This is a genomic window from Kitasatospora sp. NPDC057965 (assembly GCF_042887135.1).
Lineage (GTDB): Bacteria > Actinomycetota > Actinomycetes > Streptomycetales > Streptomycetaceae > Kitasatospora.
Window position 1 is genome coordinate 19,076 of the sequence record NZ_JBHVPZ010000011.1, and the last position, 19,245, is coordinate 38,320.

Annotated in this window: 19 protein-coding genes; 9 read left to right on the forward strand and 10 right to left on the reverse strand. The window is 73.8% G+C overall.

Features of this window, described 5'->3' with window-relative positions; all coding sequences use genetic code 11:
* The first annotated feature begins 3 nt into the window (after positions 1 to 3).
* Positions 4 to 1,428, forward strand: a complete 1,425-nt coding sequence (locus tag ACFVVU_RS15990) for a condensation domain-containing protein (RefSeq protein WP_387790371.1) — start codon at positions 4 to 6, stop codon at positions 1,426 to 1,428.
* Between the two features lie 73 nt (positions 1,429 to 1,501).
* Here the strand turns inward: ACFVVU_RS15990 and ACFVVU_RS15995 are convergent, their stop codons facing one another.
* The 6 genes from ACFVVU_RS15995 to ACFVVU_RS16020 form a co-directional block, all read right to left on the reverse strand.
* Positions 1,502 to 3,022 carry a M1 family metallopeptidase gene (locus tag ACFVVU_RS15995; protein ID WP_387790373.1) on the reverse strand — a complete coding sequence of 507 codons (1,521 nt, stop codon included), beginning with the start codon at positions 3,020 to 3,022 and terminating at the stop codon, positions 1,502 to 1,504.
* Between the two features lie 160 nt (positions 3,023 to 3,182).
* The gene (locus tag ACFVVU_RS16000; protein ID WP_387790375.1) at positions 3,183 to 4,079 is read right to left on the reverse strand and encodes a sulfurtransferase; all 897 of its coding nucleotides are present in this window, start codon (positions 4,077 to 4,079) and stop codon (positions 3,183 to 3,185) included.
* Positions 4,080 to 4,173: 94 nt separating this feature from the next.
* The gene (locus tag ACFVVU_RS16005) at positions 4,174 to 5,250 is read right to left on the reverse strand and encodes a class I SAM-dependent methyltransferase (protein WP_387790377.1); all 1,077 of its coding nucleotides are present in this window, start codon (positions 5,248 to 5,250) and stop codon (positions 4,174 to 4,176) included.
* Positions 5,251 to 5,332: 82 nt separating this feature from the next.
* Positions 5,333 to 7,033, reverse strand: coding sequence for a beta-N-acetylhexosaminidase (locus tag ACFVVU_RS16010; protein ID WP_380684488.1), 1,701 nt, complete (start codon positions 7,031 to 7,033; stop codon positions 5,333 to 5,335).
* A gap of 154 nt (positions 7,034 to 7,187) precedes the next feature.
* Positions 7,188 to 7,514 carry a hypothetical protein gene (locus ACFVVU_RS16015; RefSeq protein ID WP_355365426.1) on the reverse strand — a complete coding sequence of 109 codons (327 nt, stop codon included), beginning with the start codon at positions 7,512 to 7,514 and terminating at the stop codon, positions 7,188 to 7,190.
* A 184-nt stretch (positions 7,515 to 7,698) separates the two neighbouring features.
* Positions 7,699 to 8,715, reverse strand: a complete 1,017-nt coding sequence (locus ACFVVU_RS16020) for a polysaccharide deacetylase family protein (protein WP_387790380.1) — start codon at positions 8,713 to 8,715, stop codon at positions 7,699 to 7,701.
* 174 nt (positions 8,716 to 8,889) lie between these two features.
* Here ACFVVU_RS16020 and ACFVVU_RS16025 point away from each other — a divergent pair, with 174 nt between their 5' ends.
* Positions 8,890 to 9,744: an SAM-dependent methyltransferase gene (locus ACFVVU_RS16025; protein WP_355365432.1), complete on the forward strand. Its 855-nt coding sequence runs from the start codon at positions 8,890 to 8,892 to the stop codon at positions 9,742 to 9,744.
* Positions 9,745 to 9,829: 85 nt separating this feature from the next.
* Here ACFVVU_RS16025 and ACFVVU_RS16030 read toward each other — a convergent pair whose 3' ends face one another.
* Positions 9,830 to 10,699 (reverse strand): Fpg/Nei family DNA glycosylase, encoded by an 870-nt coding sequence (locus tag ACFVVU_RS16030; protein ID WP_387790382.1) that lies wholly within the window; start codon positions 10,697 to 10,699, stop codon positions 9,830 to 9,832.
* 156 nt (positions 10,700 to 10,855) lie between these two features.
* Here ACFVVU_RS16030 and ACFVVU_RS16035 point away from each other — a divergent pair, with 156 nt between their 5' ends.
* The 5 genes from ACFVVU_RS16035 to ACFVVU_RS16055 all read left to right on the forward strand — a co-directional run bounded on the left by ACFVVU_RS16035 (position 10,856) and on the right by ACFVVU_RS16055 (position 14,307).
* Positions 10,856 to 11,353 (forward strand): SRPBCC family protein, encoded by a 498-nt coding sequence (locus tag ACFVVU_RS16035; RefSeq protein ID WP_387790384.1) that lies wholly within the window; start codon positions 10,856 to 10,858, stop codon positions 11,351 to 11,353.
* 88 nt (positions 11,354 to 11,441) lie between these two features.
* Positions 11,442 to 12,101 carry a hypothetical protein gene (locus ACFVVU_RS16040; RefSeq protein WP_387790386.1) on the forward strand — a complete coding sequence of 220 codons (660 nt, stop codon included), beginning with the start codon at positions 11,442 to 11,444 and terminating at the stop codon, positions 12,099 to 12,101.
* Between the two features lie 92 nt (positions 12,102 to 12,193).
* On the forward strand, positions 12,194 to 13,033 hold the full coding sequence (locus ACFVVU_RS16045; RefSeq protein WP_387790388.1) for a DsbA family protein: 840 nt from the start codon (positions 12,194 to 12,196) through the stop codon (positions 13,031 to 13,033).
* The gene (locus ACFVVU_RS16050) at positions 13,030 to 13,644 is read left to right on the forward strand and encodes a vitamin K epoxide reductase family protein (RefSeq protein WP_380684496.1); all 615 of its coding nucleotides are present in this window, start codon (positions 13,030 to 13,032) and stop codon (positions 13,642 to 13,644) included. The genes ACFVVU_RS16045 and ACFVVU_RS16050 overlap by 4 nt, the downstream gene beginning before the upstream one ends.
* 81 nt (positions 13,645 to 13,725) lie before the next feature.
* Entirely contained in the window at positions 13,726 to 14,307 is a 582-nt protein-coding gene (locus ACFVVU_RS16055; protein ID WP_380715143.1) for a dihydrofolate reductase family protein, read from the forward strand.
* On the opposite strand, the gene ACFVVU_RS16060 is transcribed toward ACFVVU_RS16055, so the two are convergent.
* Genes ACFVVU_RS16060 through ACFVVU_RS16070 form a run of 3 tightly spaced genes read right to left on the reverse strand, consistent with a single transcriptional unit; the run spans position 14,271 to position 17,219 of the window.
* On the reverse strand, positions 14,271 to 15,281 hold the full coding sequence (locus ACFVVU_RS16060) for an adenosine deaminase (RefSeq protein ID WP_387790390.1): 1,011 nt from the start codon (positions 15,279 to 15,281) through the stop codon (positions 14,271 to 14,273). The two genes, ACFVVU_RS16055 and ACFVVU_RS16060, sit on opposite strands and share 37 nt — an antisense overlap.
* Before the next feature lie 43 nt (positions 15,282 to 15,324).
* Positions 15,325 to 16,605, reverse strand: a complete 1,281-nt coding sequence (locus ACFVVU_RS16065; protein ID WP_387790392.1) for an MFS transporter — start codon at positions 16,603 to 16,605, stop codon at positions 15,325 to 15,327.
* Entirely contained in the window at positions 16,602 to 17,219 is a 618-nt protein-coding gene (locus ACFVVU_RS16070; RefSeq protein ID WP_387790394.1) for an ArsR/SmtB family transcription factor, read from the reverse strand. The genes ACFVVU_RS16065 and ACFVVU_RS16070 overlap by 4 nt, the downstream gene beginning before the upstream one ends.
* Positions 17,220 to 17,368: 149 nt before the next feature.
* Between ACFVVU_RS16070 and ACFVVU_RS16075 the strand changes: the two genes are divergently transcribed.
* Together ACFVVU_RS16075 and ACFVVU_RS16080 are read left to right on the forward strand one after the other, a co-directional pair.
* Positions 17,369 to 17,650, forward strand: coding sequence for a DUF6158 family protein (locus ACFVVU_RS16075; protein ID WP_380684165.1), 282 nt, complete (start codon positions 17,369 to 17,371; stop codon positions 17,648 to 17,650).
* A 120-nt stretch (positions 17,651 to 17,770) separates the two neighbouring features.
* Positions 17,771 to 19,174, forward strand: a complete 1,404-nt coding sequence (locus ACFVVU_RS16080) for an NADP-dependent succinic semialdehyde dehydrogenase (protein WP_380684164.1) — start codon at positions 17,771 to 17,773, stop codon at positions 19,172 to 19,174.
* Positions 19,175 to 19,245 lie beyond the last annotated feature (71 nt).

Sequence of the window (19,245 nt, forward strand, 5' to 3'; positions counted from 1 at the left end):
ACGGTGACTACGAGTCGACAACTGGAGATCCCCTTCGCCGACGGCCGCTCCGGCAGCGGACCCGCCACCTGGGGCCAGCGGGCCATTTGGGACATCGTCAACCGCCTCACCCCCGCCGACCGCCCCCGCTTCAACATCACCACCGCCGCCCCGCTCGACCCGGGCCCGCCGCTGCCGGCCGTCCTGGACGCCCTCGGGCACCTGCTCCACCTGCACGACTCCCTGCACACCCGGCTGCGGCCCGGGCCGGACGGCACCGGCCTGCGCCAGATCGTCGATCCGGCCGGCCTGCTGACGGTGCACGTCCGCGACTGCGCGGCGGATGCCGAAGCGGACGAACTCTGCGCCACCGGTGCCGAGTTGCACGCGCAGCTGGCCGGCCGGCCGTTCGACTGCACGACCGGGTGGCCGATCCGGGTCGGCCTGGTGGTCGCCGGCGGCCAGGTACGGTACATCTCGCTGGTGCTGTCCCACACCGCGGTGGACGGCACCGGCATGGGCCTGCTGGTCCGCGACCTCAGCGAACTCGTCGCGGGCACCGGACCGGACGCCATCCGGGCCGCCCGATCTCCCCAACAGCCCCTGGAGGAAGCCGAGTTCCAGACATCCGAGCGCGGTCTGAAGCGTGACGCCAACGCCCGCGCGCACACCCTGCGCAAGCTGCGCACCGCCCCGCCCCGGCTCTTCCCGCCGACCACCGCCGGGACCGGAACCGACGCCGAGCCCGGAGCCGCCGAACGGTTCCCGAACGCCGTGCTCAGCTCGCCCGCGCTGCTGCGCGCGGTCGACACCGTCGCCGCGGCGCACCGCACCGGCTCCTCCGCCGTCCTGGTCGCGGCGGCGGCGGCGATGACGGCCCGGCTGGCCGGCCGCTCGGACGCGGTGCTCCAGGTCGTGGTCAACAACCGCTTCCTGTCCGGACTGACCGACGCCGTCAGTGTGGTCGCCGGCGACGCCCTGCTCCATCTCACCGATGCCGACGTCGACGCGGGCGCGGGCGCCGACAGCGGCTTCGGCGCCGCGGTGCGCCGCACCCACGCCGCCTCGATCGCCGCCTACCGGCACGCCTACCACGACCGGCGCCTGCTCGACGCGGAGATCGAGCGCCTGACCGCCGAGCAGGTGCCGCTCGCCGACCGCTCCTGCGTCTTCAACGACACCCGCGACCTGCTCCCGAGCAGCCTGGCCGCGCAGGCCGCTCCGGCCGCGCCGACCGGGGACGAGGGCGGGCGCACCACGCTCTCCTGGCCCGTCGACTTCGACCCGCGCCCCGGGCTCACCTACGCCCTGGACGCCCTGCGCACCCCCACCGCCCTGCAGCTCGCCATGACCGCCGACCCGGCGGTGCTCCCCCGCTCCGCGATGGAGCGATTCCTCTACGGAATCGAGGAGTTGGTGCTCGCCGAAGAGCGTTCCCTGCAGGCCTGAAACGGGTTCCGGGGCCCGTCCGTCCGCTCACGTCCGGACGGCCGGGCCCCGGCCACTCACTTCCGGCCGATCGTCAACGCTTGTGCTCGTGCACGTTGTTGGTCTCCTGGATCTTCTTCCAGGACTTCGGCTCCGGGTGCTTGCCGGTCGTGACGCCCGGCGCCAGGCTCGCCGCGGCCGGGGCGGCCCCGATGCCGTTGGTGCCCGCCGCCGGCCTGCCCGGGGTGAACAGCCAGGTGTTGAAGAGCTCGCCGAGCGGCTTGCCGGAGATCCGCTCGGCGTACGCCTGGAACTGCTGGATGGTGGCGTTGCCGTACTTGTGCTCGGTCGGCCAGCCCTTGAGGATCGTGAAGAACTTGTCGTCGCCGATGGTGTTGCGCAGCGCCTGGAGGGTGATCGCGCCCCGGTCGTAGACGGCACCGGCGAACTGGTTGTCCGCGCCCGGGTCGCCCGGCTTGATCGACCAGAACGGGTCGTTGGCCGGGTAGTAGTCGTAGAAGAAGTCGGCCAGCTCCTGCGCGGTGCCCTCGTTCTCGTGGTCCGACCAGAGCCACTGGGAGTACCGGGCGAAGCCCTCGTTGAGCCAGATGTCGCTCCAGCGCTGCACGGAGACGCTGTCGCCGTACCACTGGTGGGCCAGCTCGTGGACGACCACGGAGGTGTTGGCGCCGCGGGCGAACTGCGCGGGGCTGTAGAAGATCTGCCCCTGGGTCTCCAGCGCGTACCCGGTGGGGACGTTGGGCACGTAGCCGCCGACCGTGTCGAACGGGTAGGCCCCGAAGATCGTGCTCAGCCAGTCGGTCAGCTCGCCGGTGCGCTCGACGCTGGCCTGCGCCGCGCCGGCGTTGGCACCGAGGTCGGGGCTGTAGGCGGTGATGACGGGCAGCCCGCCCGGGGTGGTGTCCTGGCGGATGTCGAACTTGCCGATCGCCAGGGTGGCCAGGTAGGTGGCCTGCGGCTTGGCCTGCCGGTAGTTGTAGCGGATCCAGCCGGGCCGCTGGCTGGTGCTCAGGGTGCCGTTGCTGACCACCTGGGTGCCGTTCGGCACCAGCACCGAGACGTCGAAGGTCGCCTTGTCGGTGGGGTGGTCGTTGCTCGGGTACCACCAGGCGGCGCTCTCGGGCTCCTGGGCGGCCACGCCGCCGTCGGGGGTGCGGCGCCAGGAGGAGTAGCCGCCGCGCTTGACCTCACCGGGCTTGTCGGCGTAGCGGACGACGACGGTGATCGGGCTGCCCTTGGCGATCGTCCGGGCGGGGGTGACCACCAGCTCCTGCTCTCCGGAGGTGGTGAACGCGGCGGTGCGCCCGTTGACCAGCACCTCCTTGACCTGGAGCACGAAGTCCAGGTTGAAGCGGGTGAGGTCCTGGGTGGCGGTGGCCAGGATGGTGGTGGTGCCCTCCAGCTCGTCGGTGGCGGGCTGGTACTTCAGCCGGATGTCGTAGTGCGAGACGTCGTAGCCGCCGTTGCCGGCAGACGGGTAGTAGGGGTCACCGATGCCCGCGGCGCCCGGTCCGGCCTGGGCGGCGGAGGCGGGAACGGACAGGAGCAGGGCGAGCGCGCCGGCGGCGGCAGAGACGATCAGCCTCTTGCGCACAGTGGTCCTCCACGGGGTATGCGGGACAGCGGGTCGGATCGATCCTTGTCCCAACAGCCCTCGCGGTACGCCTGGATTATGAGATGTTCATAAGAAGACACAGGCCGACATCACGCCGCCTCCCACCCGTGACGACATGTCATGAACTGCTGACGATCACTCATTCACCGTATGGTCGGGCCCCCTGCGAACCCAGCGCGACCGGCGCGCGCACCAGCGAGCCGTACTCGGTCCACGAGCCGTCGTAGTTCTTCACGTGCGGGTACCCGAGCAGCTCGGTCAGCGCGAACCAGGTGTGCGCCGAGCGCTCGCCGATCCGGCAGTAGGCGATCACCTCGCGCTCCGGCTCGACGCCCTCCCCGCCGTACAGCGCCCGCAGCTCCTCCGCCGACCGGAAGGTGCCGTCCTCGTTCGCCGCCCGCGACCAGGGGATGTTCACCGCGCCGGGGATGTGCCCGGGCACCTGCGCCTGCTCCTGCGGCAGGTGCGGCGGGGCCAGCGCCTCGCCCCGGTACTCGGCGGGCGAGCGGACGTCCACCAGCACCGCGTCCGAGCCCGGCTTGGCGAAGACCTCCGCCTTCGCCAGCACCTCGTCCCGCAGCGCCCGCACCTCGGGGCGCTCCGGCCCGGCCAGCCGGTAGGTGCTGTGCTGGTAGTCCATGACCTCCTCGGTCAGCTCGCGCCCCTCCAGCTCCCACTTCTTGCGCCCGCCGTCCAGCAGCCGCACCGGGCCGAAGCCGCGCAGCCGCAGCAGCCAGTAGCCGTAGGCGGCGAACCAGTTGTCGTTGCCGCCGTACAGCACGACGGTGGTGTCGTCCTCGACCCCGGCGGCGCGCAGCAGGTGCTCGACGCCCGCGCGGTCGACGTAGTCGCGGCCGACCGGGCTGTGCAGGTCGGTGGTCCAGCTCCAGCCGATCGCGCCGGGCAGGTGCCCGCGCTCGTAGGCCCCGGTGTCCTCGTCCACCTCGACGACCCGGAGCGTGCCGTCGTCCAGGTGGTGGGCCAGCCACTCCGTGCCGACCAGCGCCTCGGGGTGTGCGTAGCCGTCGCCGGTCATCGCCGCCCTCCCTTCACGCGGGGACTCTTCGAACCTACGTCCGCACCCCCCGCGACGGCCACCCGGACCCCGGCGACGACCCGGGAGACAGGGCCTACGCCGCGGTGGGCAGCCGGGCGACGTAGTACTGGTTGAGCGGATCACCCTCGATCCGCTCGACCTCCACCGAGCCGAAGCCCGCCTCGGCCAGCATCCGGCGGGCGGTCTGCTCACCCCAGACGGTGCCGAGCCCGGCACCGCCCTCGCCGAGCGAGACCGACATGCAGTAGAAGGTCGAGAAGGTGTAGAGCGCCGGGGCGAGCGGGTGCCCGATGTTCTCCTCCAGCCGGCTGCTGGCCGCGATGTCGCCCATGAGGAAGACGCCGCCGGGCCGCAGCACGGCCGCGACGGCCCGCAGCGCGCGGTCAGGCCGGGCCAGGTCGTGGATCACGTCGAAGGCGGTGGCCAGGTCGTAGGAGCCGGTCAGCTCGGCCGAGTCGGCGAGCTCGAAGCGGGCGTTGTCCAGGCCCCGCGCGGCGGCCTCCGCCTTGGCCGCGCCGATGCCCTGCTCGGAGATGTCCACGCCGGTGAACCGGCTGGCCGGGAAGGCCTCGGCCAGCACATTGACGGCGTGGCCCTGCCCGGTACCGATGTCGACCGCGTCCACGCCCTCCCGCAGCCGCTCGGTGAGCCCCGGCACCAGCGGCACGATGACATCGACCAGCGCCAGGTCGTAGATCGCCGCGGTCTCCTCGCCCTGCAGCGCCTGGAACCGCGGGTAGGCGGAGTACGGCAGCCCGCCACCCGTGCGGAACGCCTCGACGATCCGTTCCTCGACGTCTCCCATCAGGGCCAGGAACTGCATCATCCCGGCCAGGTTGTCCGGCCCGGCGGCCCGGGTCAGTGACGCCGCGTGCTCCGGCGGCAGCCAGTAGCCGCGCCGCGCCGGGTCGTACTCGACGAACCCTCCGACCACCATGGCGCCCAGCCACTCGCGGACGTACCGTTCGTCCAGCCCGGCGGCGCGGGCGACCTCCTCACCGGTCGAGGGCGCCAGGCCCGCCATGGTGTCGAAGAGGCCGGTCCGGTGGCCGACACTGGCCATGAACCCCAGGCAGGCGTCATTGAGCACCTGCACCACACGACCCGCGAACTCTTCCTGCCTCGCCTGGTCCGGTTCCCGTTCGGACATCGTTCCTCCTGCGCCGTCTCGGGACCTGCGCGAACCCTCCCCTCGTCACGCTACGCCGCCGCCGGGCGATCCCCCACCCCGGCTACCGGGCGGCGGGCCAGGGCACCTCGCTCCGCTTCTCGTAGCGGTACCCGGCGGCCTCCCAGCGGGCGCCCTCCTCGGCGAGGCGGGTGCTGAACCGCTCCCAGGAGTGGCTCTCCTTCGACGACCAGCCCAGTTCGGCGAGCGCGGGCAGCCGGGGCAGCAGCATGAGGTCGAGCTTCTCCGGGGTGTCCAGGGTCTCCGTCCACAGCGGCGCCTCGACCCCGAGCACGGAGCCGGCGGGCAGCGGCACCAGGGTGTCCGGGTCCCAGGAGTAGGCGGACCGGACGTCGATGGTGCCGGCCCAGACCAGGCCCAGCGGGTAGCCGGCCTCGTACTTCATGTCCAGGTAGGTGCGGCCGGAGGGCGACATGATCACCTTGGCGCCGCGCTCGGCGGCCTCCTTCAGCTCGGCGTCGCGCCCGCCCCGGCCGTCCCAGAACTGCAGCACTCCGACCCCGCCCGGCGCGGTCTGGTTCCAGCCGACCGGGGTCTTCCCGGCGGCGAGCACCTGGGCGCCGACCCGCCGCACGAACTCCGCGTACTCGGCCGGGGAGATCTTCTTCACCTCGTCGCCGCCGAGGTGCAGGTAGGGCCCCGGGGTGAGCCGGGCCACCTCGGTGATCACCTCCTGGGTGAAGGCGAAGACCTCGTCACCGGTCGGACAGAGCGTGGAGAAGCCGACCTCGATCCCGGTGTACGGCCAGGGGCGGGCGCTCCGGGTGCAGTCCAGCTCGGGGTAGGAGGCGAGGATCGCGTTGCTGTGGCCGGGCAGGTCGATCTCGGGGACGACGGTGAGGTAGCGCTCCTGCGCGTAGCGGACGATCTCCTGGTAGTCGGCGGCGGTGTAGAAGCCGCCGGGGGTGCCGTCGACCTCGCTGACCGCGCCGACCGAGGTCAGCGCGGGCCGGGACGGGATCTCGATGCGCCAGCCCTGGTCGTCGCTCAGGTGCAGGTGCAGCCGGTTGATCTTGTAGAGGGCGAGACGGTCGATGAACCCCTTGACCTCGGCCGGGGTGAAGAAGTGGCGGGCGACGTCGAGCATCGCGCCCCGGTAGCCGTAGCGCGGGCGGTCCTCGACGGTGACCGGCGCGACCGTCCACTCCGGGCCGCCGGTGACCGGGCGCGGGCTCTCGATCCGCGGGGGCAGCAGCTGCCGGAGGGTCTGGGTGCCCCGGAAGAGCCCCTCGGCGGTGCGGGCGGCGATCCGTACGCCGGTGGCGTCGGCGGTCAGCCGGTAGCCCTCGGTGCCGGTGGCCTCGGGGAGCGCGGGGTCGAGCAGCAGACGGATGCCGTCGGCCTCGTTCGCCGCGGTCCGATCCGCCGCGGCCGGACCGGCGTCGGCCACCACCGGGAGCGGCAGCCCGGTCGGGCGGCGCAGCGCCTCGGCGAGCTGTTCGGCGATCCGCCGCACCTCCCCGGCCTGCCGTTCGACGGCCTCCGCCCCGGGGACGGTCCGCACGACGGTGCGCTCGGTGAGCCGGTAGCCGGGGCCGGAGCCGGCGGCGACGGAGAGCGGGACCGGGATGATCCGGTCGGCGGTGCGCGGGCCGGCGGGTACCGCGGCGGCCCCGCCCGGGGCGGGGTCGTCGCCACCGGTCGCCCGCTGCACCCCGAAGCCGACCGCGGCGAGCAGCAGGACGGCGACGAGGAGCAGCGCTCTGCGGGCCCGGGCGGAGAGCCCGGCTGTTCGAATCGGCACGGCCGCTCCCGGTGTCTTCAGGCAGTCCACCGACCGCTGTTCACGGCGGGTTCACCGGAATGGTCTCAACCAATAGCCGTCTTGTCCCGTGCTTCGTACGAATTAGCTTCGTTGTCGCGCGACAGCGGCGCGGGGGCGCCGCCGGCGCGGCGGATCAGGCGAAGACCACCGAGCGGACCAGCAGCCGGTCACCGGCCCGACCGCCCGGCCGGAGCACGAAGTAGGTGTCGCCCGCGCAGCCGAAGTCGCGGAAGACGGTGGCGGTCGAGCCGGTCCGGTTCGAGGGTGCGAACGCCGGCTCCTCGTCGGTGGCCTCCGGCAGGTCGACGCACGCGTGGCTCTTCGGCTCGATCAGCGCGCCGGTGAAGTCGGGGCCGTACTTGTAGCGGAATTCCCCGGCGGCGGCGTTGGCGGAGAGCGGGACGGCGAGGACGAGCGCGATCGCACTGATGGCGGCGAGCACGGCGTTGCGCAGACGCATGGCGGGTGGCCTTTCAGGCGGTACTCGGTGGTACCTGGTGAATTGGTGCGAGATCACCCTAGAGGCCCAAAAACCAGGGAAACGATTCTGCTAATCCACCCTTTCGGGTGGTTTAAGTGCTATTCCCGCGACCTTTCCGTTTCCTTGTTCCACCCCGATGTTCCACTCGTTCCACTCCCGGCGCTCATCCGGGCGGGGCGGTGAAGTAGTAGCCGGAGTCGATCAGCACCGGCAGATAGGCCTTCAGCGCCGCCACCGTCTGCGAGCGGTCGCCGCCGCCGTCGTGGTTGAGCACGATCGACCCGGGGCGGACGTCCTTGAGGACCCGGTCGGTGATCACGCCCGTCCCGGGCCGGGCCCAGTCCCGGGGATCGACCGACCAGGCCATCGGCCGCATGCCCATCTCCGCGCTCACCCGCAGGGCGGTGGAGGACCAGTCGCCGCCCGGCGCCCGGAACCAGGTCGGCACCTTTCCGGTGGTCCGGTGCAGCAGGTCGGAGGTGCGCTCCAGTTCGTCGCGCACCTTGCCCTCGGAGAGGCTGCGCAGGTCGGGATGGGTCCAGGTGTGGTTGGCGATGTGGTGGCCGCGGGCGGCGATCTCACGGACCAGATCGGGGTGTTCCACGGCGTTCTCGCCGATCAGGAAGAAGGTGGCCCGGATGCCGTACTGCTCCAGCAGTGCCAGGACGGTCGGGGTGTGCCGGGGGTCGGGGCCGTCGTCGATGGTGAGCGCGACCACCTTGTGCCCGGGGTCCAGCTCGTAGACCGGCTTGCCGTCGGAGGAGGACGGCGCCCGCGCGGGCGACGGCGCCGCCGAGGCGGGGGCCGGCGCGGAGGGCGTGGAGGGCGCGGAGGGCGCCGCGGACGGACTCGCCGCGGCGGACGGCGTCCGGGCCACCGTCGGATCCGCGGACGGGGCCCCGACCGCGGACCGGACCGCCGTCGGGGTCGGGGTCGCGGTGGCGATCGGTGTCGGAGTTCGGGTCGCGGTCGGGGTGAAGGCCGCGGAGGGGCTCGGGGCCCAGGACGGGCCCGGGGGGTCGGAGGGAAGGTCCGGGAGGGCGTCGGGGCCCGCCGCGTCGAGCGCCCGGGCGGCCTCCACGACCGCCGCGCCCCGGCCGCACCCGGCCAGCCCGAGCAGCGACATCCCGGCCGCGACCAGCAGCAATCTTCGCGAAGTAATCTGACGATCAGACAGCATGGCGAATGTCTCCCCCGTTCACCGGTCCGCCTCCCGGCGGCTACCCCGACGGGCTCGATCACCACCCCAACGGCCCATGTCCCGACCGGTTCGCGCACCCCCTGACCGGATTCCGGCCGGGCCCGCTAGTCTGACCTCTCCCAGTCTGATGATCTGCCTTAAGAGGACGTGGCCATGACGAAAAGTCAGGATTTCGCCGACCGCTCCGACAACGACGACCCCGAGCTGAGCCAGTGGGAGAAGTACGGGGTCGACACCAGCACCCCGCACTCCGCCCGCGTCTACGACTACTGGCTGGGCGGGAAGACCAACTTCCCGCCGGACCGCGCGATGGGTCAGGCCATCGAGCAGGCGGTGCCGACCATGAAGGCGCAGGCCAAGGAGAACCGCGGCTTCCAGAAGCGCGCCGTGCGCCACCTCGCCGAGCAGTACGGCATCCGTCAGTTCCTCGACCTCGGCACCGGCATCCCCACCTCGCCGAACACCCATGAGATCGCCGAGTCGGTCAGCGCCGGCACCCGGGTCGTCTACGTGGACAACGACCCGATCGTGCTGGCCCACGCCCGCGCGCTGATGGTCTCCACCCCGGCCAGCCGCACCACCTACATCCACGCCGACCTGGGCAAGCCCGCCGAGCTGCTGGGCGACCCGGCCCTCAACTCGACGCTGGACCTCTCCCAGCCGGTCGGCCTGCTGATGATCGCCGTGCTGATGCTGATCGCCGACGAGGACGACCCGTGGGGCAAGGTCGCCGCGCTGCGCGACGCGCTGCCCTCCGGCAGCTACCTCGCGCTGACCCACCCCACCCAGGACTTCAACGAGGCCGCCGTCGCCCAGGTGACCAGCTCCGCCCGCGCCGCCGGAATGACCCTGGTGCCGCGCAGCAAGGAGGAGGTCACCCGGTTCTTCGACGGCTGGGAGCTGATCGAGCCCGGCGTCGCCCCGGTGATGGCCTGGCACCCGGACGGCGAGCAGCCCGAGGACCCGTACGCGGCGTACTACTGGGGCGGCGTCGCCCGCAAGCCCTGAGCCACCGCCCGGAGCCCGGCCGCCACCGGCCCCGCCCACCCCCACCGGGCGGGGCCGGCCCGCAGTCCGCGCCCGTCGTCGGAGCTCACTTCAGCAGCCGGGACAGCCGCCGGTCCGCCAGCGGCCGGCCACCGGTCTGGCAGGTCGGGCAGTACTGCAGCGAGGAGTCCGCGAAGGACACCTCGCGCACGGTGTCCCCGCAGACCGGACACGGCTGCCCGGTCCGGCCGTGCACCCGCAGGCCGAGCTTCTTCTCCGCCTTCAGCTCCCCCGCCGCCAGCCCGCGCGAGCGCTCCACCGCCTCGCGCAGCGTCGTGCCGAGCGCCTCGAACAGCCGCGCCGTCTCCTCCGGCGACAGATCGGCCGCCAGTTTGTACGGGGACATCCGCGCCGCGTGCAGCACCTCGTCCGAGTAGGCGTTGCCGACCCCGGCGAGCACGGTCTGGTCGCGCAGCACGCCCTTGATCCGGCGCCGCTCGCCGCTCAGCAGCGCCCGGAAGCGCTCCAGGTCGAAGCCCGGGTCCAGCGGGTCCGGGCCGAGCCGGGCCACACCCGGGACCTCCGCCGCGTCCCGCACCACGTACACCGCGAGGCCCTTCTTGCTGCCCGCCTCGGTGAGGTCGAAGCCGTCCGCGTCCGGGCCCTCCAGCCGCACCCGCAGCGCCAGCGGGTTGCGCCCGCCCGGCCTCGGCGGCAGCGCGGGCAGGCCCTCCTTCCAGCGCAGCCAGCCCGCCCGGGCCAGGTGGACCACCAGGTGCAGCCCGCCGGCCTCGATGTCGAGGAACTTGCCGTGCCGCACGACCGGGCCGACGGTCCGGCCCGCCAGCGCGGTCACCGGCGGGTCGTAGGTCTTCAGGGCGCTGATCGCCACCGGCTGGACCTCGGCGATCACCCGCCCGGTCAGCCGCTGCGCCAGGTAGGCGGTCAGGGCCTCGACCTCGGGCAGTTCCGGCATGCGCCCAGTCTCGCGCAGCCACCCGCCGCCCGCCCGTCAGCCTGTCAGCCCGTCCGCCCGTCCGCCGTCGCGTTGTCGGCCGCCTTTGCCGTCCGCCGCGCCCCGGCGCAGGCTGGAGGAGGCGACCGCGCGCCAGCCGAGGAGGTCGGTCCCGCCATGAGCACGCTTGAGGAACAGATCGACATCGACGCCCCGGTGCTGGCCGCCTGGCAGCAGCTGCACCGGGTCCACGAGTACCCGCGCTTCGTCGACGGCGTCCGCAGCGCCCAGCCGCACGGCCGCAACCTCGCCCGTCTGGAAGTGGAGGTCGCCGGCGCCGAACGGGGCGTCGAGACCGAGATCACCGACCGGGGGCGCGGCCGGGTGATGACCTGGCGCACCCTGGACGGCCTGCCCCTGCACGGCGCCTTCGCGCTGCGTCCGCTGGACCGGGCGCACACCCGGGTGCAGATCCGCGTCGAGTACGACCCGGAGGAACTGCACGAGGTGCTCGGCGGCCCGCGCGGCTTCGCGCTCGCCGGGGCCGTCGAACGCGCCGTCCGCACCGACCTGACGCTGTTCCGGGAGCTGGTCGAGGCCCGGGTGGAGGCCGCCGCCGAGCCGCCCCCGCCGGTCGTCGAGCCGCCCCGGATCGTGGACGTAAACGGCATATAAGCGCAGCTCAGAAGCGGTGGTGAGGATCTTCACAGCAGTTCCGCCGGACCCGCCGTCCGGCCTTCCACCTGTGGCACACTCGGGTCCCATGAGCACGGCCCCGCTCCCCAGGACGCTGCGCGCGGCAATCTTCGCCGCGCTGCTCGTGCTGCTCGCGGGGCTCGGCCAGGTGCTGGTCACCGGCCGTCCGCTGGCGCTCGGCACAATCGGCCTGGCCGGCGCCGCCGTCTTCGCGGTGGCCTTCGCCCTGGCGGGCCGCGAGCGCGGCTACGGCTCGGTCGTGGCGGTGTTCCTGCCGCTGGAACTCGGCCTGAGCGCCCTGTTCGGCCTCGCCCAGGCGACCTGTCCCTCGCTGCCGCCCGGCACCGGGCGCGGCCTCGAACCGCTGCTCTGCGGCGGCGGCTCGCTCGGCGGACTGCTGCTCGGCCACGGCCTCTCCCGGCCGCTCGGGCTGGTGGTACTGCTGCTCCTGCACACCGCGCTCGCGCTGGCCGCCGCCGCCTGGCTGCGCGGTGCCGACGCCGCGCTGTGCGCGCTGGCCCGCTCGGTGCGGATCCTCGGCGACTTCGCGCAGCGCTTCGCCGCCTCGGCCGGCCGCCGGCTGCTGCTGCTCGCCGCCCCGCTGCCGGCCCGCCCGGTGGCCCGGGTGCCGTTCCCGCGCGCCAGCCGCGTCCGGGTGCCCGCCGAATCCGTCGTCCTGCGCCCCGCCGTCCGGCGCGGCCCGCCGGTGGTCGCGCCGGCCCGCTGAGGAGAGCCGCGGCGATCAGCCGCGAGGTCCTCGGCCGGCCGTGCCGCCCAGCGCCCGCACGCCGTTCCACGAGCACCAGGACGACCTTTCCCATGAGCACCTCCCCCAAGAAGTCCCCGCAGACCCCCAAGACCACCAAGGCCGCGGCCGCCGACCGCAAGGCGGCCCGCCGGGCCGCCACCGAGCGCATGCGCGAGCAGCGCGAGCGCGCCGACCGGTCCGCCCGGATCCGCCGCCGCGTGGTGGTCGGCGCCGCCTCCGCCGCCGTGCTCGCCCTGGTGGCCGGCGTGGCCTTCGCCGTCGGCGGCTCCTCCGGCTCCGGCGACACCGCGGCCTCCGGTCCGCTGGTCGTGCCGGCCAACGCCGGCGGCGCGGACGGCACCGTGATCACCTACGGCAAGGCCGACGCCCCGCACACCCTGGAGATCTACGAGGACTTCCGCTGCCCGTACTGCGAGCAGTTGGAGACCACGACCGGGGCGGCCGTCCAGCAGCTCGCCGACGCCGGCACGTACAAGATCGAGTACCACCTGGCGACCTTCCTCGACCAGGGCCTCGGCGGCAAGGGCTCGCGCACCGCGCTGGCCGCCGCCGGCGCGGCGCTGAACGAGGGCGTGGACAAGTTCAAGCAGTTCCACGACGTGCTCTACGCCAACCAGCCGGACGAGCGCGACGACGCCTTCTCCGACGTCAACCACCTGCTCGACCTGGCCGGCAAGGTGCCGGGCCTGAAGACCGACGGCTTCGTCAAGGCGGTCCAGGAGGGCACCTACGTGCCGTGGGCGGTGCAGGTGAACAAGGACTTCGACAAGAGCGGCGTCACCGGCACCCCGACCGTCCGCCTGGACGGCCAGAAGCTGGACGTCTTCGCGGGCGGCGCTCCCGCCTCGCCCGAGAAGTTCACCGCGATGGTCAAGCAGGTGACCGGATGACCGCCCCCGTCACCCGCCGCACCTACGGCGCGAGCCGCCCGTACGCCCTGCTGCTGGTGATCGGCGGCGCGCTGGGGCTGTTCGCCTCGGCCGTCCTCACGCTGGACAAGATCCGGCTGCTGAAGGACCCGTCGTACGTCCCGAACTGCAATATCAATCCGATCATCAGCTGCGGCTCGGTCATGCGCAGCGACCAGGCCGAGGCCTTCGGCTTCCCGAACTCGCTGCTCGGCCTCGTCGGGTTCGCGGTGGTGCTCGCGGTCGGCGCCGGGCTGCTGGCGGGTGCGACCTACCGGCGCTGGTTCTGGCTGGGCCTGCAGGCCGGGACGGTGTTCGGGATCGGCTTCGTGACCTGGCTGATGTACCAGGCGCTGTACCGGATCGGGGCGCTCTGCCCGTACTGCATGGTGGTGTGGGCGGCGATGATCCCGCTGTTCTGGTACACCACGCTGCACAACCTGCGCTCGGGGATCATCCCGGTGCCGCGCGGCCTGCGCCCGGCGGTGCGGGAGGCGGCGCGCTACCACTGGGTGGTGCCGGCGCTCTGGTACGCGGTGATCGTGCTGCTGGTCCTCAAGCGGTTCTGGTACTACTGGTCCACACTGATCTGAGACCCCTGACCCGCACCGCCGCCCGCCCCCGGAGCCTCCTCGGCCCGGGGCGGGCGCACCCCGATCCCGGGCGAGGCGCCGATGTCGAAGATCGTCCTTTTCATGTCCGTCTCGCTGGACGGCTGCTTCGAGGGGCCGGACCGGGACATCTCCTGGAACCGGGTCGACGAGGAGGTGCACCGCTACCTCAACGCCGAGCTGGGCCGGATGGGCGGCTTCGTCTCCGGCCGGATCACCCACCAGCTGCTGGCCGACTTCTGGCCCGACGCCGACCGCGGCCCGGCCGTCGAACCCTGGATCGCCGAGTTCGCCCGGATCTGGCGGGCGATGCCGAAGACGGTCTTCTCCCGCACCCTGCGGCAGGCCGACTGGAACACCACCGTGCTCCCCGAGGTCACCCCGGAGGCGGTCGCCGCGCTCAAGGCGGCCGCCACCGGGGACCTCGCCCTCGGCGGCGCCGGCCTGGCCGCGACCTTCCGCGCCCTCGACCTGGTCGACGAGTACCACCTGCTGATCCACCCCGTGCTGCTCGGGCGCGGCCGCCGGCTGTTCCCCGCCGACGGCGCGCCCGAGGACCTGGAGCTGCTGACCACCCGCGTCTTCGGCAACGGGGTGGTCCTGCTGCGCTACGCCCGGGCGGCGGCCCGCGGCGCGAACTCGTAGGCGGCGACCTCGGCCAGCAGCGCGGCGCGGCGCTCCTCGTCGAGGAACGAGGCGTGGAAGGAGTTGGCGGCCAGCAGCCGCAGCGTCTCGTCCGCCAGGCCGAGCGCGTCGGCGAGGGCGTCGTAGTTGTCCCCCGCGTAGCCGCCGAAGTAGGCCGGGTCGTCGGAGTTGACGGTGGCCAGCAGGCCGGCGTCGAGGATGGCGGGCAGCGGGTGGTCGGCGAGGGTGTCGATGCAGCGCAGCCGGACGTTGGAGAGCGGGCAGAGGGTGAGCGGGATCCGTTCGCGGACCAGCCGCTCGACCAGCGCCGGGTCCTCCAGGCAGCGCAGGCCGTGGTCGATCCGCTCCACGCCGAGCACGTCCAGCGCCTCGGTGATGTACGCGGCCGGGCCCTCCTCGCCGGCGTGGGCGACCCGGTGCAGGCCGGCCTCGGCGGCGAGCCGGTAGACCTCGCGGAACTTGGCCGGCGGGTGGCCGACCTCGGCGGAGTCCAGCCCGATGCCGGTGATCCGGCCGCCGAACCAGGGGCGGGCGGCCTCGAAGGTCTCCAGCGCGGACTCGGCGGACTCGTCGCGCAGGAAGCACATGATCAGCCTGGTGCTGATGCCGTGCCGTTCCTCGCTGCGGTCCAGCGCCCGGCCGAGGCCGTCCACGACGACGGACAGCGGCACGCCGCGCGCGGTGTGCGCCTGCGGGTCGAAGAAGATCTCGGCGTGCCGCACCCCCTGCTCGGCCGCCCGGGCCAGGTAGGCCTCGGCCAGCTCGGCGAAGTCCTCCTCGGTCCGCAGCACGGCCATCAGCGCGTAGTACAGGTCGAGGAAGGACTGCAGGTCGGTGAAGGCGTAGGCGCGCCGCAGCTCCTCGGTGTCCGCGTACGGCAGGGTGACGCCGTTGCGGGCGGCGAGCGCGAAGGCGAGCTCGGGCTCCAGGGTGCCTTCGATGTGCAGGTGCAGTTCGGCCTTGGGGAGGGGCATCGGTGCCTGTCCGGGAGAGCGGTACGAATACGAAGTGGTCATCCTACTTTTTTGCCTCCCCCGACCACGCATCGGGCAGGTCACCCACCCGCCGCAGCGGCGAGGCGATCAGCAGCCCGGCCGAGGCCGTCAGCAGCGCGATCGTGATCCACATCGCCGGACGCAGCCCGAGCACCTCCCCCAGGACGCCGCCGGTCACCGCACCGAGCGGGATGGTCGCCTGGTTGGCCGCCATCGAGGTGGCCACCACCCGGCCGAGCAGCTCGGGCGGCGCGTAGCGCTGGCGGAAGCTGCCGATCACGACGTTGGCGAGCACCACGCCGGCCACCATCACCGCCAGCCCCGCCGCGTACAGCAGCACCCCGGCGCCCGGCCGGGCGCTCGGCAGCAGCAGGCCGAACGGGGTGACGGTGAGCAGGGCGAGCAGCACGCCGCGCGCCGTCCCGAACCGCCGGGTGACCGGGCGGACGAGCGCGGCGCCGGCCACCCCGCCGAGCGCCCCCGCGGCGCCCAGCCAGCCGACCGCCGCGGGGGCCACCCCCAGCTCCTCGACCAGGAAGAGCACCGACACCGCCTGGTAGCCGGCCAGCGCGAGGTTGGCGACGGCCCCGTAGCGCAGCAGCGCGCCCAGGTACGGGTCACGGCGGACGAAGGCCAGCCCCTCGCGGACCCGGCGGCCGAGCGGGGCCGGGTCGGCCACCGGCGCCCGGGCCCCCCGGCCACGGATCAGCAGCAGCGCCGCGGCGGCGGCCAGGAAGCTCGCCGCGTCGACCAGCAGTCCGGCGGCGGCGCCGAAGGCCTGCACGGTGAGCCCGGCCACGCCCGGCCCGGCGACCTGGGCGGCCGAGGCACCGCCCTGGAGCTTGGCGTTGCCCTCGGTGAGCCGCTCGGGGCGCAGCAGATCCGGCAGGTAGGCCTGGTGGCCGGCGCCCAGGAAGACCGCCGCGGTGCCCGCGAACAGCGCGACCACCATCAGCTGGGCGAGGGTCAGCACGCCGAGCAGGGCGGCGGCCGGCACCGAGGCGTACAGCACCGCCGAGAGAAGGTTGGCCCGGACCAGCACGGTGCGCCGGCGCCACCGGTCGATCCAGACCCCGGCCGGCAGACCGATCAGCGGCCAGGGCAGCCAGACCGCGGCGCTCAGCAGGCCGACCGCGAGCGGTCCGGCGTCCAATGTGACCACCGCGACCAGCGGCAGCGCGACGGCGGTGACGGCGGAGCCGAGGCGGCTGACCGTCTCGCCCGCCCAGAGCAGCCGGAAGTCGCGGTCCGCGAACAGACCGGCGGGTAACCGGGGGGCGTCCCGCAGCTCGGTGTCCGTCATGGCCGGGCCGGGACGCTGTGGGCGAAGGCGAAGACCGACTCCCGTGCGCGGCCGTCCCCGGGGACCGGCCGGTCGGCCCACCGGGCCAGCACCGCGATCAGCTCGCCGGCCAGCTCGCGGGCCTCCTCCGGAGTGAGCCGCAGCCAGGTCTCGGTGGCCACCGCGCAGCCCTCCCGCCAGGGCTCGGGGTAGTCGTGCCGGGCGGCGGACCAGCCGCGCACCAGGGCGGCCTGGCGCTCCAGCTGGAGCGAACCGGCCGCGTCGGCGACGGCCTCGCCGACCGGATCGCCGGCGAAGTCGGCGCGCCGCCAGCGCGGGGTGCCGGCGGTCGGGCGCCACCAGCGTTCGCGGCGGTCGCGGGCCAGCTCGGGGGCCTCCTCGACGAGGTCGGCGCCGACCAGCACCTTGAGGTGGTGGCTGATGCTGCCGACGGCCTGGCCGGTGCGTTCGGCGAGCAGGCCGACGGTGGCGGGGCCGTCCACCGCGAGCAGGTCCAGGAGGCGGCGGCGGACGGGGTGGGTGAGGGCGGCCAGGACGCGGGAGTCGGCGATCTGCCGGACGCCGTCCGCGCCTTCGGATTCGGTGGGTTCGCCGGGTTCGTGGGGCTGGGTCATACGGCGAGGGTATCCACAAGAACCCTTGCGCAACAGGCCTTGTGCAAGAGTTCTTGTCCATTCCGGAGACCGTTCGACGCGTACCGGAGGGTCTCGCGGGGCACCGGGTACTCGGGGGGTTTCCGGTTCCCGCCGAGGAGGGAGTGGACATGCCGCACCCCGACGCCCCGCACACCAGGCCCGAGGGCATCTCCCCGCACGCCCTGGACAACGACACCCTGGTGCACGAGCTGGAGCAGCTGCACCGGACCAGGCACGAGACCTTCCTGTACGGCTCCGAGGAGGCGCTCAAGCGGCACACCCTGCGCACCGGGCAGCTGGAGGCCGAGTACCTGCACCGCTTCCCCAACCGCCTGGTCACCGCCGGCCGGACCAGGGCCGGCGCCCGTGCCCGCACGGCGGCGGTCCGGGCGGAGGCGCTGCCGCACTAGGAACCGCGGACCACCGCCCGGCGGGACACGCCGGGCGGTGTCGGGGTGCCCCGGCGCGGGCGGTGGGCGAGGGTGGGAGGACCGACACGTCCCACTCCGCGCACCCCTGGGAGGGCCGCGATGCCCATCGCAAGCGTGAACCCCGCGACCGGCGAGACCCTGGAGACCTTCGAACCCCTGGACGCGGCCGGCCTCGAACAGCGGCTGGCCCGCGCCGAGGCGGCCTTCCGGACGTACCGCACCACGTCCTACGCCCAGCGCGCCGGCCTGCTGCGCCGCGCCGCCGACCTGCTCGACCAGGAGCGGGAGACCGTCGCACGGACGATGACCGAGGAGATGGGCAAGCCGCTCACCGCGGCCCGCGCCGAGGCCGCCAAGTGCGCCAGGGCGATGCGCTGGTACGCCGAGAACGCCGAGGCGCTGCTCGCCGACGAGCACCCGGAGCCGGCCGACGTCGCCGACTCCGGGGCGGCCCGGGCGTACGTGCGGTACCGGCCGCTGGGCGTGGTCCTGGCGGTGATGCCCTGGAACTTCCCCTTCTGGCAGGTCGTGCGGTTCGCCGCGCCCGCGCTGATGGCCGGCAACGTCGGCCTGCTCAAGCACGCGTCCAACGTGCCGCGCACGGCGGTCGCGCTGGAGGAGCTGTTCCGGCGGGCCGGCTTCCCGGAGGGCTGTTTCCAGACCCTGCTGATCGGCTCGGGCGCGGTGGAGGGCGTGATCCGCGACCCCCGGGTGGCCGCGGTGACGCTCACCGGCAGCGAGCCGGCCGGCCGGGCGGTCGCGGCCACGGCGGCCGACGAGGTGAAGAAGGCGGTGCTGGAGCTGGGCGGCAGCGACCCGTTCGTCGTCCTGCCGAGCGCGGACCTGGACGCCGCCGTCGCCACCGCCGTCACGGCGCGCTCGCAGAACAACGGGCAGTCCTGCATCGCCGCCAAGCGGTTCATCGTGCACACCGAGGTCTACGACCGGTTCACCGCCGCGTTCACCGAGGCCATGCGGGCGCTGCGGGTCGGCGACCCGATGGACGAGGCCACCCAGGTCGGTCCGCTGGCCAGCCGGCAGGGGCGGGACGACCTGGCCGAGCTGGTCGACGACGCGCGGGCGCACGGGGCCGGGGTGGAGTGCGGCGGGCGCCGCCCGGAGGGCCTGGACGCGCGGGGCCTGGACGGCGGGTGGTTCTACGAGCCGACCGTGCTGACCGGCATCACGCCGGGGATGCGGATCCACCACGAGGAGACCTTCGGCCCGGTCGCCACGGTCTACCGGGCGGACGATCTGGACCACGCGGTCGCGCTGGCCAACGACACCCCGTTCGGCCTGAGCTCCAACGTCTGGACGGAGGACCCGGCCGAGCAGGACCGGTTCGTGCGGGACATCCAGGCGGGCGGGGTGTTCTTCAACGGCATGACGGCCTCGCACCCGGCCCTGCCGTTCGGCGGGGTCAAGCGCTCCGGATTCGGCCGGGAACTGTCCGGACACGGCATCCGGGAGTTCTGCAACATCACCACGGTCTGGGTGGCGTAGTCCGCGCGCCGTCCGCGCCCCCGGTCGGGGCGCGTGCGCCCCGACCGAATCCGGCCAAGTTTCCGGACAGC